The 14,786-nt window shown below is 41.7% G+C and carries 12 protein-coding genes; 10 read left to right on the plus strand and 2 right to left on the minus strand.

Annotated elements, in window-relative coordinates:
* The first annotated feature begins 10 nt into the window (after nucleotides 1-10).
* From D7Z94_RS20050 to D7Z94_RS20070, 5 genes are all read left to right on the plus strand, one after another.
* Nucleotides 11-2,863, plus strand: coding sequence for a DUF1549 domain-containing protein (locus D7Z94_RS20050; RefSeq protein ID WP_120713413.1), 2,853 nt, complete (start codon nucleotides 11-13; stop codon nucleotides 2,861-2,863).
* 13 nt (nucleotides 2,864-2,876) lie between these two features.
* Nucleotides 2,877-4,310, plus strand: a complete 1,434-nt coding sequence (locus tag D7Z94_RS20055; protein ID WP_120713414.1) for a DUF1501 domain-containing protein — start codon at nucleotides 2,877-2,879, stop codon at nucleotides 4,308-4,310.
* Between the two features lie 102 nt (nucleotides 4,311-4,412).
* Entirely contained in the window at nucleotides 4,413-4,991 is a 579-nt protein-coding gene (locus D7Z94_RS20060; RefSeq protein ID WP_120713415.1) for a Crp/Fnr family transcriptional regulator, read from the plus strand.
* A 72-nt stretch (nucleotides 4,992-5,063) separates the two neighbouring features.
* Nucleotides 5,064-5,744, plus strand: a complete 681-nt coding sequence (locus D7Z94_RS20065) for a hypothetical protein (RefSeq protein WP_120713416.1) — start codon at nucleotides 5,064-5,066, stop codon at nucleotides 5,742-5,744.
* Between the two features lie 53 nt (nucleotides 5,745-5,797).
* The gene (locus D7Z94_RS20070; protein WP_120713417.1) at nucleotides 5,798-6,367 is read left to right on the plus strand and encodes a class I SAM-dependent methyltransferase; all 570 of its coding nucleotides are present in this window, start codon (nucleotides 5,798-5,800) and stop codon (nucleotides 6,365-6,367) included.
* A gap of 44 nt (nucleotides 6,368-6,411) precedes the next feature.
* Here the strand turns inward: D7Z94_RS20070 and D7Z94_RS20075 are convergent, their stop codons facing one another.
* Nucleotides 6,412-6,804 (minus strand): response regulator, encoded by a 393-nt coding sequence (locus D7Z94_RS20075; RefSeq protein ID WP_120713418.1) that lies wholly within the window; start codon nucleotides 6,802-6,804, stop codon nucleotides 6,412-6,414.
* Between the two features lie 324 nt (nucleotides 6,805-7,128).
* The gene (locus D7Z94_RS20080) at nucleotides 7,129-8,019 is read right to left on the minus strand and encodes a leucine-rich repeat domain-containing protein (RefSeq protein ID WP_120713419.1); all 891 of its coding nucleotides are present in this window, start codon (nucleotides 8,017-8,019) and stop codon (nucleotides 7,129-7,131) included.
* 329 nt (nucleotides 8,020-8,348) lie between these two features.
* Here D7Z94_RS20080 and D7Z94_RS20085 point away from each other — a divergent pair, with 329 nt between their 5' ends.
* The 5 genes from D7Z94_RS20085 (at nucleotide 8,349) to D7Z94_RS20105 (ending at nucleotide 14,738) form a co-directional block, all read left to right on the plus strand.
* Nucleotides 8,349-9,269 (plus strand): helix-turn-helix domain-containing protein, encoded by a 921-nt coding sequence (locus D7Z94_RS20085; protein ID WP_158594694.1) that lies wholly within the window; start codon nucleotides 8,349-8,351, stop codon nucleotides 9,267-9,269.
* Nucleotides 9,270-9,388: 119 nt separating this feature from the next.
* Nucleotides 9,389-11,302 (plus strand): nuclear transport factor 2 family protein, encoded by a 1,914-nt coding sequence (locus tag D7Z94_RS20090; RefSeq protein WP_120713421.1) that lies wholly within the window; start codon nucleotides 9,389-9,391, stop codon nucleotides 11,300-11,302.
* A gap of 27 nt (nucleotides 11,303-11,329) precedes the next feature.
* Nucleotides 11,330-12,364 carry an aldo/keto reductase gene (locus D7Z94_RS20095; protein WP_120713422.1) on the plus strand — a complete coding sequence of 345 codons (1,035 nt, stop codon included), beginning with the start codon at nucleotides 11,330-11,332 and terminating at the stop codon, nucleotides 12,362-12,364.
* 255 nt (nucleotides 12,365-12,619) lie between these two features.
* Nucleotides 12,620-14,059: an ankyrin repeat domain-containing protein gene (locus tag D7Z94_RS20100; protein WP_120713423.1), complete on the plus strand. Its 1,440-nt coding sequence runs from the start codon at nucleotides 12,620-12,622 to the stop codon at nucleotides 14,057-14,059.
* 85 nt (nucleotides 14,060-14,144) lie between these two features.
* A complete protein-coding gene (locus tag D7Z94_RS20105; RefSeq protein ID WP_245967263.1) occupies nucleotides 14,145-14,738 on the plus strand; it encodes a Crp/Fnr family transcriptional regulator in 594 nt (197 codons plus the stop codon).
* The last annotated feature ends 48 nt before the right edge of the window (nucleotides 14,739-14,786 follow it).

Here is a 14,786-nt window from a genome sequence, read left to right on the forward strand (position 1 = left end):
ATTTTCAAGCATGGAAGAAAATGCATGGACTTGGCTGTTTCAATTATTGGGTCGGCTACACCCGTTAATCGTTCACTTTCCTATAGGGCTATTGGTCGTTGCACTCTTTTTGGAAGTACTTACTATAAAGGGAAAGCGACCTGGACTTCGGGAGGGAATCAACTGGATGGTTTATCTCGGGGCCCTTTTCGCCATATTGGCTACCCTCTTAGGTTGGTTGCTCCGAACGTTTGATGATTATTCCGGAGAACTGGTACAGATCCATCAGAATTTGGGCATACTTACGGCTGTGCTAAGTCTCATTGCCGCCTTCCTCTTACGGCAGACACTAGCAGGAAAATTAAACAGCTTAGTGGCCTATCGATCCGTCTTGCTACTATCCGTTATTGCCCTCTCCATTACGGGTCATTTGGGTGCCAGCCTTACGCATGGTGAAGATTTTTTGACCAGTGCCCTCCCCGGAAACCGGAATTCTTATGACGATAGCAAGGCTGAGGCATTATTGGCCCAATTGAATCAACAGGACTCGTTATCAGAAACCCAACTGGACGATCTTAACTTAGAGGTACGTGCCATTTTTGCACACAACTGCTATCAATGCCATAGTGAAAACAAGCAAAAGGGGGAACTGGTCCTGGAAAACAAAAGAGGCGTCTTTAAAGGAGGGGAATCCGGAGCAGTGATTATTGCGGGAAAACCCAAAGAAAGCGAAATCTATAGAAGAATAACCTTACCTCCCAATGCGGACGGGGTAATGCCAAAAAAGGGAAAGGTATTGAAGGGCAATGAAATTGCACTAATTCGGTTATGGATCGAAAAAGGGGCACACTGGTCCGATCGGGCACTTAAAGTATTCCCTGAGGCACCCCTAGCCTTGACCAAACCGGATTTACCAAAATCGACTGGGGAAGAACATCCTATAGATAAGTGGGTCGATGCCTATTTTGAAAAAAATGCTGTTGACTGGCCACAGGTAGTAGATGATAAAACGTTTATACGGAGATCCTATTTGGATATTATTGGACTACTCCCCCAACCAGAGTCAATTGACCGATTTGTGACCAATTTAGATCCGAACAAACGAAGTAACCTGATTGATAGCCTGTTAAACGATACCCATAATTACACCCAACACTGGTTAAGCTTTTGGAACGACTTATTGCGTAATGATTATTCGGGGACCGGTTTTATTACTGGTGGAAGGAAACAAATTACGGATTGGCTCTACAAATCCCTATTGGAAAATAAGCCCTACGATACCATGATCAAGGAATTGGTAAATCCAACTCCCGAATCCGAAGGGTTTATTAAAGGCATACAATGGCGGGGAGTTGTAAATGCCAGTCAACGGACCGAGATGCAGGCTGCCCAGAATATTGGTCAATCCCTAATGGGAGTAAATGTTAAATGTGCTTCGTGTCATAACAGCTTTGTAAGTAACCTAACCCTAGATCAGGCGTATGGCTTCGCCTCCATATTTGCCGATTCTGTATTGGAACTAAATCGATGTGATAAACCTATTGGAAAAATGGCCAAGGTCAATTTCCTGTATCCAGAGTTGGGATCAGTGGAAGCGGATAGCTTAGAGGGACGCTTATCAAAACTTTCAGAACTTATGGTAAAGCCCGAGAACGGGCGATTGTACCGCACTATTACCAATAGAATTTGGGAAAGACTCATGGGAAGGGGCATTATAGAGCCGTTGGATGAGATGGACAATACACCTTGGGACGGGGCTTTGCTTGACTGGTTGGCTGCGAATTTCATCGATTCAGGATATGACCTGGAACAGTTGATAAGAACCATTATGACCTCAAAAACTTATCAGTTACCAGGTGTAAACTATAAAAAATTGGAACAAATAAAATCCCCCGAATATGTATTTAACGGGCCAGTAATCCGGCGAATGAGCGCCGAACAATTTACGGATGCCGTAAGCCAGATTATAGCCCCGGTATACTATGCCGCGGCCTATGACCCTGTTGAAGAAGAGGTGTCATCAAATAGAATCTGGCATAGGGAAAGGAAGTCGGAACGAGATGTACTCCCAGATCCCGGTAAACGATATTTCCGTCACACCTTTACCCTTGCCGATAATGAAATCATAAAGGCCAAAACTTTAATTTCCGTTGATCATTCCTATACATTTTATCTAAATGGCCAAAAGGTCTCTTCGGGCACAGATTGGAGAAAAGTGGACAAACTGGAGGTAACGCGGTTCCTTAATCCCGGAAAAAATGTAATCGCCATAGAGGGGTCCAATGAAGGGAATATTGCTAACCCGGCCGGAATATTGTTCCAAATGAGAATCCATCAAAAGGATAGTCTTGAAACCATGGTAGAATCCGGCAATGGCCAGAACTGGAAAAGTACAGATACAGCTCCACATGGAGATTGGCGGGACAAAACATTTGATGATGAACATTGGGAAGAGGTACGGAATTACGGTTCCAAGCATTGGGATATGTTGTTGAGTTTCAAGTTTGGGGACAGTATCCCTTCCTTTGCCCGAGCCAGTTTGGTTAGACAACATCCTTTTATGAAGGCCCTAGGACGCCCAAGCAGGGAAAATGTGGCTACCTCTAGGGATAATCAGGCTACCTTATTACAAGCTCTTGAACTTACCAATGGAGCCTATTTTAACAAGGTTTTGGAAGAAGGTGCAGGCACTTGGTTGGCGGAATATGACACGAATACAGAAAATATGGTAACTTCCTTATATCTAAAATCCCTTGGTAGAAAGCCCACAAAAGAAGAAAAGGATATTATGGTAGCTGCCTTGGGAAATTCACCGGATAAAGAAGCAGTACAAGACCTGTTTTGGGCCACTTTGCTTTTGCCTGAATTTCAGTTCATCTATTAAGAATTTAAAGGTTATGGAAGAGCATATGGAAAATTCGCGTAGGGAGTTTATGAAGAAAATGGGAGCGGCCAGCCTGGCAGCGGCGGCCACAAGTATTCCCACTGCTAGTTTCTTGAGCTCCTGTAACGGTGCCCCCAAAATTACATCCAAAGCGGACACCGTAATTCTACTTTGGATGGCCGGAGGCATGGCACATACCGAAACTTTTGACCCCAAGGCCTATGCCCCTTATGAAAAAGGAATGGAGAGCAAAAGGGTCTTGAGTTCATTTCCCAAAGTTCCTACCGTTGTGGACGGTCTGGATTTCTCCAAAGGCCTAGAATCCATAGGCAGCGTTATGGACAAGGGAGCTATTATTCGATCTTATAAATCCGCTGATCTTGGCCACATCCTTCATACACGGCATCAATATCATTGGCATACATGCTATGAACCGCCACAATCCGTTCAAGCTCCGCATATTGGAGCTTGGATTGCCAAGGAACTGGGGTCTGTAAATCCGGTTATCCCTCCTTTTATTGCCATGGGCCAACGTTTTACCGTTGGAGAGGGCGAGGAGTTGAAAGCCTTTCATTCCGCTGGATTCTTAGGTAGCGAGTACGGCCCATTTTTGATTCCAGATCCGTCAAGCGGTCTTGATAGTGTAAGACCACCTCAAGGCATGTCCGCCAAAAGGTTTGAAGCTAGATATAAACTCTATACCGAATTGGCCAATAAGAACACCATAATGGAACAAGGCAGTGATTACCAGAGAGAATCCTTAATGCGGTCCATGGAGCAATCCTATCGGTTGTTGAATTCACCCGAGTCCCAAGTATTCGATCTTACACAAGAACCCAAAGAGAAGTATGATATTTATAATACCGGTAGATTTGGTTTGGGGTGCCTCACCGCCAAAAGGTTGGCCATGAACGGAGCCAGGTTTGTTAGCGTTTCTACGGAATATGAACCATTTCTTGGATGGGACACCCATGAAAATGGACATACCCGGGTAGTAAAAATGAAGGAACTCATAGACGGTCCCGTAGCCCAACTCGTTAAAGATTTGGATGAATCGGGACATTTGGAAAGGACGCTTATTGTGTTGGCAAGTGAATTTAGCCGAGATGCCCTACTCGAAGGTCGTCCCGGGAAAAAAGTGAAAGATCAAGTAGATCAACCGGATATTATCGAGGACGAAAAATTCTATGGTATGCATAGACATTTTACCGATGGTAGTTCCATATTACTATGGGGAGGCGGAATCAAAAAAGGGCTGGTCTATGGGAAAACCGCGGATGAAAGGCCATGCTCCTCCATAGAAAATACTGTGGTAATCGATCAGGTACATCAATCCATATACCATGCTTTGGGCATACACCCTGAAACAAATTATGTCATAGAAGGAAGACCTTTCTATACCACTCCGGATGGGCAAGGAAAACCTATCTTGGATTTGTTTGCGTAAACCCGCTTTTTTTGAATGAATTTGAGATTAAAAATAGTAGTTAGTATCCCACCTAAATCAGTATTATAGGTTTAGGAGAAGTGCCAAGAAAATTGCGGACAAATGGATAAAAACCGGGACTTGCTCATAAATTTCATCCTGAATATTGTTTCCATTTCAAGGGAAGATGCCTCGGAAATTGCCAACTCCTTTCACCCATTGCGGCTTAAAAAAGGTGAACTTCTGGTAGTGCAAAATCAGACTAGCGATGATTATTTCTACCTCCAACAGGGATTAATGCGTACTTTTTTGTACGATTTAAAAGGTAATGAAATAACTACGGATTTTTTTACGGAGAACAATGTAGTTTTTGAGGTCACCTCGTTCTTCAACCGTATTCCATCAGAGGCAAACATTCAAGCCGTTACGGATTGCTTTGGATTTAGGATTTCCTACCAAGAGCTCAATGGGCTTTTTCATAACAGGGTTGCTTTTAGGGATTTCGGACGAGCGATTTTGGTAAAGGAATTCATCTCCTCCAAAAAAAGAAATTATGGGATGATCAACCGTACTGCCGAACAACGCTACCAGGATCTATTGTCTTCAAAACCAAAAATTTTACAATATTCGCCATTAAAATATGTAGCTTCCTATTTGGGTATTACAGATAGCACATTGAGTAGATTGCGAAAAAAATTGTAACCCTTCCCATTTCTTGCCTTTTGTCAATTGACAACTATGAATTTCATCGGAACTTTGCCTTAAAATCATGAGATGGCAGAAATATCAATTTTCATAACAATTGGGTTTATTCTTACCACCATAGCCACTATCTGGTTATTTTTTAAGGCATCAGGAAATAGAAGGGTGGTACTATTTATTCTTTTATGGAGTAGTATCGTTGGCATTTTAGGACTCAATGGTTTTTATCAAAAATTGGATGCTGTGCCTCCTCGGTTTATTTTCCTACTGGGACCGGTACTTCTTTTTGTGCTGTTACTGTCCATGACCAAAAAAGGCAAAAAGTTTATGGGCAGTCTGGATTTAAAATGGCTAACACTGTTACACTGCATCAGGGTACCGGTTGAATTGGTATTGTACTTTGTATTTCTAGAAGGTCTCGTACCGGAATTGATGACCTTTGAAGGCTATAATTTTGATATTCTTTCTGGACTCACGGCACCGATATTGTATTACTTGGTTTTTGTAAAGAAGAAAGTGGGGGTCAATGGTCTTTTGCTTTGGAACATAATTTGTTTAGGCTTACTACTGAACATCCTTACCATTGCCGTTCTAAGTGCGCAAACACCGATTCAAAAGATGGCCTTTGATCAACCGAACATTGGGGTGACCTATTTTCCATTGGTCTGGCTTCCAACGGTTGTCGTTCCTATTGTATTCCTCTCGCATTTGGCAAGTATTGCGCAAATTCTATCTTTACGCAAGAAAAATTAGTAGAACCTGGTTAAGCGATTGGAAACCAGAATACAAGGGAATCCAAAATAGGGATGGAAAGAGAATATTATAAAACCAAGGAATCCGTTGAGGAATACATCCGTTTGGCAAAGGATGTTAATGGGAGGCAACTTATTGAAAAACTTAAACAAGTTTTAGCACCCAAATCCACTTTACTAGAAATAGGTTCAGGTCCAGGATCGGATTGGAAAATCCTGAATAAATCCTTTCAAGTTATGGGATCTGATAACTCCATTGAATTTTTAAATCACTTGAGGGCCGAAAACCCGAACGGAAAATTCCTAGAGCTGGATGCAATTACCCTACAGACTGATAAAAAGTTTGACGGCATATATTCGAACAAGGTACTGCACCATCTAAATGACCATGAATTAGTCAATTCGATCAAAAAGCAATATGAAGTTTTGAATACCCAGGGTGTAATCTGTCATTCCTTTTGGAAAGGGGAAGGTTCAGAAATTTTCAAGGGTCTTTTTGTAAAGTATCACACCGAAAAAAGTCTTAAAGAAGTCTTTGGGCAGCACTTTAAGATTCTTTCTATTGAAAGTTATGCCGAATTTGAGCAAGGAGATTCCCTGCTATTGCTCGGTATCAAAAAATGATATGGAAGAACATACTCCCAAAGGGAATATGATTTTTAAGAAAATTATAGGGAGTAGGATCCGGTCATAATCTCGACCAAGTTTTCAATTTGAAGGGGTTTTTGAACAAAGCCCTTTACAAACTGGGGATACTTTTCCGCTAAGATTTTATCCGCATACTCCGTTGAAGAGGTCACCATAATGACATCAATATTCAACGGAAATTCTTCGAGGGCCATGAATTCCAAAAATTCAAACCCGTTCATTTCCGGCATATTAATATCCAATAATACCAGTTTTGGTGCCATGTTTGATTTGTTGAACCGCAAATCGTCCAAAGCTTCTTCCGGATTTGTAAAGGACTTTACCTTATCCTCCAGATGAAGCTGACGTAAAAGCACTTGATGCATTAGGTTTGTCATTTCTAAATCGTCTACTAAATAAATTTCTGAGTACATTGCTTTGTAGTTTTATGAATTTGGATTACAAGGTAAAAGAGCAAAGAACGGCAAGAAAATACTTGTTGCAAACCCTTTGTTTTTTATGGTAAAACAAAAAGAACATGTGGTTTTTATTTTATAATTTGAACGAATCCTCTTATTTAAAACGTATGTTATACGTCTTCAAGTATAAATGATTTCTTAATTTTTCTGAAGTATTTTTGAGTATCGCTCTCAAGCTTGGGGCTCTGGGGGTATTCTTTAAATAGTGGGTTTGCCCCTGATTATAACTCAAAGGAGATATTCGTCATCATAAACGCTACTTAATAAAAAGAAGGTTCCCTAATCGTCTACATCCTCGAACTTGGTGTCGGCAGTACCAATTTTCGCATCTGGGGTAAATTGCCTAAAATCCCTCTTTTTGAAGTCTTGGCCGTTTCCATCAAAATCGAAAATGGCCAAATTTTCCCGCATGGTATTGATGTTCTTAAGGTCGAAAACATCCAAAAGGTTACGTTGAACCTGTAATTGTGCAAGTTGTGGCAATGATAAAATCCCTTCGGGAATTCTACCGGAAAATTCATTTTCCGAAAGAACCAGGGTATTGAGATTTTTAAGTTTGGCCATGTTCTTAGGAATACCTCCTTTTATATGGTTGTCCGAAAGTTCCAAACGTTCCAATGATTCCATATTTCCCAATTCATCGGGAAGCGAACCTCTGAATTCGTTATTCGAGAGATAGAGCCATTTCATTTTTTTCAACTTTCCCAAGCCCTTGGGTATTTCTCCGGAAAGCGTATTGTCAAATAGGTCCAATACCTCTAAATTTGAAAGAGTTCCGATAGCCTTGGGTATGGTGCCTGTAAAGTGGTTCTTTCCCAATCGCAGTACCTTTAATGCCTTTAAATGCACAATGTTCTCCGGAATAGTTCCTCCAATATGGTTAAAGGCCAGATTCAATACTTCCAAATGCTTCAGTTCACCCAAGGAAAGAGGCAAGGTTCCTCCAAGGTTGTTATTGAAAAGTGAAAGGGATACCACTTTGTTGTTCTTTAATTCTACACCCTGCCATGTAGAAACCGGCTTGGATAAATCCCAGTTGACCATCCAGTTTTCGCCTTGGGTACTCTTGTAAAAATCGATAAGTATTTCCTTCTCTTTTTTGGAGACCCCGGCAAAAAGTGTTGCAGAAGTACATATCAAAGCTAGTACGAGGTAGAGACGTTTTTGCATAGGCTAAGAAATATAGGTTCTAGTACTAAGGGCAAAATATAATTTTGTACAGAATTTACTTACAAAAAAGTTATGTTTTCGGAAAAAGTACAAAATTAATCGATGAAATGCAGTTCAAAAGTCTCCTTTTGTTGTGAAACCAAAAGATATTGTGGTGAGGAAACAGTTGTCATATCTCGGCATTGTTGCATCCTCGAGAATAAGAAAGAAGGAAACTTATTTGATTTCAAGAACTTCATTTAGCTTTTCCCCATCAAAATAGTTGTGTCCGACCTTATTTCAATTTGGAATTCTTTAGTATTTTTTACCTCCAAAGTATGTTCAGGGCAATGCAGCACTTTTCAACATTAGACGCCTATTGTAAAGGCATAGGTATCTCAAGGCCAAGGTGGGATTCTTTTGATATCCGAAGTTTTGAGGAGAATATGGGAAAGGTAAAGTCACAAATGCCTGGTTTTAAGCACGAATTTTATGCCCTGGCCCTTAAACTGGGCGGCGGCGGGTACGCCAAATCAGGAAACTATACCACGGAAAACAAAAAGGCAACGTTATTTTTCAATTCGCCCTACCAAATCATACAATGGGATATAGCGCCCAATTGGGAGGGTTTTTATATCATTTTTTCAGAAGACTTCTATCGTGGGACCCTTTCCAGAAAACGTATAACGGAAACTTTTCCCTTTCTGCTTATAGACAATACTATTCCCATAGAAATAAGCGAGTCAGATGCGCATTTGTTTGTGGATCTTTTTAAGGATATGTATAAGGAGCATCGCTCGGATAAGGCCAATGCCGAGGAAATCATTAGACACTACGTTCATATTGCATTGCATAAGGTAGCTCGACTTTACGACTATTCCGTGGACAAATCCTTGGTAACTATGGCGCAGCGCTCACAGGACTTGGCGGTATTTAGTCGTTTTAAGACAAAATTGGATCTTGCCTTTCATCCCGGACAACACTATCCCCACGCTTTGCCCAGCCAGGTACAGTTTTATGCCGAGCAACTGAATTTACATCCCAACCATTTTAACGCGATAGTAAAACGGATTACAGATCGGTCGGCATCGGATATCATTTATGCCCATGTTTTAAACCTTGCCAAATCCAAGCTTTCCCATACCGATAAGAGTATAAAGGAGATTGCCTTTGATCTGTATTACAACTATCCCAATCATTTTGCGAACTTCTTTAAAAGCAGAATGAAAATGACCCCTTCGCAATTTAGAAAAACCTTAAAAGAGGGGTAAATCCCATCTATTTTTCCAACTCCTTTGAATTCCGTACTTCTTACTTCGAATTCCGTAGTACACTAGGCTCCCAACGCCCATAGTTTTGTGGTATCAAATTAAAAAAAACAAGAAATACTATGAAAACATGGATACTCGCAGGATTGATAATGGGATTATTGGCCTGCACGAACGGAATTCAAAAAAGTAAAAATGAAAAAGTTATGAATACCACAGAGACACAACAAATGGATATAGCAAACGAAAAGACGGGCATCCAAACCGTAGCGGAACGTCTTTTTAGTGCCACAGATCAGAGGGATTGGGAAACGGTAAAATCTGTTATGACGGATTCGGTATACGTAGATTATACCTCTTTGGGCGGTGACGCCGGATTTAAAACCCCAGACACCATTGTCAACGGTTGGCAACAATTATTGCCTGGTTTTGACAAAACCGTACACCAGATACACAACTTTGCGATTTGGATTGCGGGCAATCGGGCCACGGCTACTTTTGATGGTATCGCCATACATTATTTGGAAAACAGGGATTGGACCGTCTTTGTAGGCTATGATACCGAATACATCAAGGAAAATGGGGCATGGAAATTGGCACGTATCGATGTCTCGCTCTATGATCAGGCCGGCGATACCTTGTTACCGCAATTGGCCCTAAATCACGTTCAGGAAGGGAATAGCAATGCTTTTGCCAAGGCAGACCCCCAAAGGATAACTGCAATCCAAGACTTCTTTAGAGCACTTGAAGCCCGAAAATTGGAAAATGTCCTATCCTCCTTTACAACCGATGCAGCGCAAACAATGCCCCTGGCTCCTGGCAATTTTCCAAAGCAACTGACGGGAATAGCTGCCATCAAAAATCAGTACACTGGCGTAATGGGTTATGAGCAGTCCTATGATATCGAATATTTCACCACTCAAAATCCCGATGTTTACATAGCCAAGTATCAGGGCACCATCACCACCAACGAAGGCAAACCCTACAATAATAGCTATGTGGGGATATTTACCTTGGAAGATGATAAAATCGCGAACTTTGTGGAATACTTCAATCCCAATATTCTCCTCAACGGATGGCCCGGATTAAAGCCTGCACATTATTCTGTACATCAAGCGGGTGCCGCCTCGGACAGCGGGGTAACCTTGAAGGAAATCACCTTTAATAGTAACGGTGCAAACTTGAAAGGGCATCTATTCCTACCCCCCAACTTTGATGCTACCCAAAAATACCCAGCGGCCATAGTTGCCGGAAGTTGGACAAGTATCAAGGAACAAATGCCCGATGAATACGCAAGTGTAATGGCCAAGGATGGTTTTATTACCATGACTTTTGATTTCACTGGATTTGGTGAAAGTGAAGGGCAGCCTAGGCAAGTTGAGGATTACCGTCTTAAAATAGCGGATATTAAGGCAGCCGTAGATTATTTGGAGACCCACTCCAATATTGATATGGATAAACTATCCGCCCTAGGTGTTTGTGCCAGTTCCGGGTATATGGCACATGCTACTGCCCAAGATACCCGTATTAAAAAATTGGTGTTGGTAGCTCCTTGGTTACACAACCCGGCCATAGCCAAAAGCATCTACGACATGCGTCCTGGGGGCACCGCTGGTTTACTGGAAGCTTCCAAAGAAGCAAAGCGGAAGTACGCGGAAACCGGTATAATGGAATATGTTCTGGCCGCCAGTGAACTAGATTCCCTAAGCGCCATGTATGTTCCCCAAGGTGCCTTTGATTACTACTTGAGCCCCGCCAAGGCCGCCGGACCAAAATACGATAATCGTTTTGCGGTGAGCAGTTGGGAACCCTGGTTGACCTTTGACGGTATCTCCATAGGTAAGGACATTACACAACCAGTGTTCATCGTACATAGCGAAAGTGGTGCAGTACCCCAAGGAACCAAGGAGTTCTATGAACTGATAAAAGGGGAAAAGGACATTAAATGGCTGAATGAATACAACCAACAACAATTGTATTTTGAGGAAGACGCCGTACAGGCCGCTATGAACGAAGCTGTAAACTATTTGAAATAAAAATGAATAACCTTAAAAATTAAAAAGATGAACTATAAATTATTGGGAAATACAGGATTGCGCGTATCGGAAATCGCCTTGGGAACCATGACCTTTGGTACAGAGGCAGGCTGGGGTGCGGACAAGGAAACAAGCCAACAGATGTATGATGCCTTCATAAAGGCGAGTGGAAACTTCATTGATACGGCCAACGAAATATACACCGGAGGAACCAGCGAGAAATTTGTTGGTGAGTTTATTAAAAGTGAGAGGGACTCCATTGTATTGGGCACCAAGTATACGGACGCTATGCCGGGAACAGACCCCAATAGGGCCGGAAACAGCAGAAAAAGTATGATGCAGTCCCTACATAGAAGCCTTAAACGCTTGGATACTGAATACATAGATATCTTTTGGCTTCACTCCTGGGATTTTATGTCCCCGGTGGAAGAGGTTATGCAATCACTGAACGATATGATACGACAAGGTAAGGTATTGTACCTAGGAATTTCGGACGCCCCCGCCTGGGTTATCAGCAAGGCCAATATGTATGCAAGGCAAAATGGATTGACCCCATTTGAAGCTTCCCAGATCGAATACAGTTTAATACAACGAACCGGGGAACGTGAATTGTTGCCCATGGCAAAGGATGAAGGGATGACCACCTTGGCCTGGTCTCCCTTATCCTCCGGAATCTTGACCGGAAAGTACAATACGGATGATGAGAAGGGAACCCGGAGGTTGGATGTGTCGGAATTTGCCGCACTTTCCGAACGCAACCTGGGCATAGCTGCAAAGGTCATCGAAATTGCAAGAAAAAATGAGGTAAGCCCAGCAACTGTGGCCATAAGTTTTGTAAAACAACAAGGGCTGATTCCCATCTTGGGTGGCACCAAATTACGTCATATCGAATCAAATTTGGAAAGCATCGACTTTGAGCTCAATTCCGATGACATAGCCTTACTTCAAGGGGAAAGCACTATTGAAATGGGATTCCCCCACGACTTTCTGAAGGCGACACAAGCCGTGACCTATGGAGGCCAATTGGAAAACATAATTCATACCAGGCCAAATATCTATTAAGTTTCGTTAAATCACTTTTATAAAGTAGGACCGCTTACTGCGGTCCTACTTTTTTCTGGATACCGAAAAAGGATGTCTTTAACAAAACCGTTGGTAATTAACCCTAATCACCTAAGATCGCCATAGGGCTTGATAACCAAGGAAAAAGTGTAAATTAGGCTGGATATAAAACTTTTGTCAACATCCAAGAAATCAAAGTTACAAATAGGGTGTTGTAAGAGCACAGGCTACCATGCCACGCCGAAATGGTTTGTCATGCTGGCATTCGGTAAATTGGAAATCAAGGACACGATTATTATCGTTATTTCAAAAATGAACAATAAAAAGATACTACTCATACTACTGTTGCTAACAAGCCTTCCTACGATGGCCCAAAATCTATTTAGAACAACATGCCAGGGAAATCTGGATAAATTGGATTCACTGCTTGCCCATCAAGACGTTAATCTACAAGATGATAGGGGCAGGTCGTTACTACACTGGGCCCTAGGCTGCAAAAAGAAAGAAGCTTTTGACTTTCTAATCGAGAAGGGAATTGACATCAACCTGGAGGATAATGAAAAACGCACACCGATGTACGTTGCCGTTAATTTCAATGATGAATATTCTTTTGATCGACTTCAAAAACTGCAACCCAATAACTCATGGATCCAAAACTATGGAACGGCACTTTTGGAACGTGCCGTATTAAACAAGGATACACGGTTCGTTGAAAAACTGGTACGATTAGGTATCGATAGCAACACAAAAAATGAACGCGGAAGCACCCCATTGGAAATAGCAAAACGATTGGGTGCAGATGATATCTATGGATTGTTACTGTCCTTAGGTGCCGATGAAAGCGAAGTACGAAGTATTGTAATAAAGGGTGAATATATGGGGCAAAAACCTCCGGGAACCGTACCGAAGTTGTTTGCCCCGAATTTTATATCGACCGAAGAATCCGAATTTGGTTCTGTTTTTAATACGGAGGGTGCCGAATTTTATTTCGGGGTAGATGTAAACGGAAAAAGTGAGATTCGGTATTCCAAAGTGACAAACAATCAATGGAGCAAACCCGAAACCATATTCTCGCACGAGCGATACGGTTACAATGACCCCTTTCTTTCAAATGATGAAAACAGATTGTACTTTATTTCCAAAAGGGCCTTGGACGGCATAGGGGAACCAAAGGACGTGGACATCTGGTATGCGGAAAAAGAAAAGAAAGGATGGTCGCAACCCATTAATGCCGGTACGAATATCAACACAAAAGGAAACGAATACTATATTTCCTTTACCAAGGAAGGTTCCCTATATTTTTCATCAAACGGCCACAATCCAAACAAAACAGACTACGATATCTATTATTCTAGAAATGTAAATGGTACCTATCAAAAACCGGTTGTATTAAATGACAATATCAATACAGCGGACTATGAAGCGGATGTGTTTGTTTCACCGGATGAGTCCTATATCATTTTCTGTTCCACACGCGTAAGTGGATATGGACGCGGCGATCTCTATATAAGTTTTAAAGACGAAGATGGCACTTGGACAAAGGCTGTAAATATGGGTGAAGCGATAAACACTAAAAATTATGAATATTGTCCTTTTGTGACCAAGGACGGGAAATATCTATTTTACACCAGCAATCAGGATATTTACTGGGTGAGCACTGAAGTGATTCATGAAATCAAAGAAAATAGCAGGTAATACTCACAAGGGGCAATCCAGCTTTTACCCATAATTGCATACAAACAACAATGTAAGTCATTACAGAAACAGGTACGCTAAACACATGATGAAGAAAAACTATGAAAGCTATCTTAATTCCTACCTAAAAAATTTGAGTCATTCCACTCCTCGGGAAATCGATGCTATTAGACCTGATCTTACGATCAAGGAGTATCGCAAACGGGATTTTTTCCTAAAACGAGGCGACGTCCAAAAGGAAATGGGGTTCATTTCTGTGGGTTTGGTTCGCAGATACTACATTAATGAAAAAGGCAATCAAATAACAACTGGCTTTGCCAAGGAGAACGAATATCTTACGGACTATCCGGCGTTTATAAAACAGAGGCCGACCAAATACTTTCTGCAATGTATAGAGCCCTCCGTAATCATTGGTGTACCCTATAGCATTATTCAGTTAAGCTACGAGAAATTCACGAACGGGCAATTATACGGTCGATTGATGGCCGAACAGACCCTCACGATCCTAAACGATCGCATTGAGGGCTTTCTATTCAATACCGCAGAAGAAAGGTATTTGAAATTCGTTAAGGAGCATCCGGAATTAATGAATCGCGTAAGCCTTACGCATTTATCTTCCTTCCTGGGAATTGAAAGGCAATCCTTGAGTAGAATTAGAAAAAGAATTACCAAAAAATGATTTTGTCACAAAGGTGTCAGGTTTTGGTCAACTTAGAAAACCATCTTC

The organism is Ulvibacterium marinum, assembly GCF_003626755.1.
GTDB classification, from domain to species: Bacteria; Bacteroidota; Bacteroidia; order Flavobacteriales; family Flavobacteriaceae; genus Ulvibacterium; species Ulvibacterium marinum.

Excerpts from the sequence above, each read along its gene's own strand:
- D7Z94_RS20085 (WP_158594694.1), top strand. The coding sequence starts at position 8,349 with ATGCAGCACTTTTCAACATTAGACGCCTATTGTAAAGGCATAGGTATC.
- D7Z94_RS20095 (WP_120713422.1), top strand. The coding sequence starts at position 11,330 with ATGAACTATAAATTATTGGGAAATACAGGATTGCGCGTATCGGAAATC.
- D7Z94_RS20100 (WP_120713423.1), top strand. The coding sequence starts at position 12,620 with ATGCTGGCATTCGGTAAATTGGAAATCAAGGACACGATTATTATCGTT.
- D7Z94_RS20090 (WP_120713421.1), top strand. The coding sequence starts at position 9,389 with ATGAAAACATGGATACTCGCAGGATTGATAATGGGATTATTGGCCTGC.
- D7Z94_RS20105 (WP_245967263.1), top strand. The coding sequence starts at position 14,145 with ATGATGAAGAAAAACTATGAAAGCTATCTTAATTCCTACCTAAAAAAT.
- D7Z94_RS20065 (WP_120713416.1), top strand. The coding sequence starts at position 5,064 with ATGGCAGAAATATCAATTTTCATAACAATTGGGTTTATTCTTACCACC.
- D7Z94_RS20055 (WP_120713414.1), top strand. The coding sequence starts at position 2,877 with ATGGAAGAGCATATGGAAAATTCGCGTAGGGAGTTTATGAAGAAAATG.
- D7Z94_RS20075 (WP_120713418.1), bottom strand. The coding sequence starts at position 6,804 with ATGTACTCAGAAATTTATTTAGTAGACGATTTAGAAATGACAAACCTA.
- D7Z94_RS20050 (WP_120713413.1), top strand. The coding sequence starts at position 11 with ATGGAAGAAAATGCATGGACTTGGCTGTTTCAATTATTGGGTCGGCTA.
- D7Z94_RS20080 (WP_120713419.1), bottom strand. The coding sequence starts at position 8,019 with ATGCAAAAACGTCTCTACCTCGTACTAGCTTTGATATGTACTTCTGCA.
- D7Z94_RS20070 (WP_120713417.1), top strand. The coding sequence starts at position 5,798 with ATGGAAAGAGAATATTATAAAACCAAGGAATCCGTTGAGGAATACATC.
- D7Z94_RS20060 (WP_120713415.1), top strand. The coding sequence starts at position 4,413 with ATGGATAAAAACCGGGACTTGCTCATAAATTTCATCCTGAATATTGTT.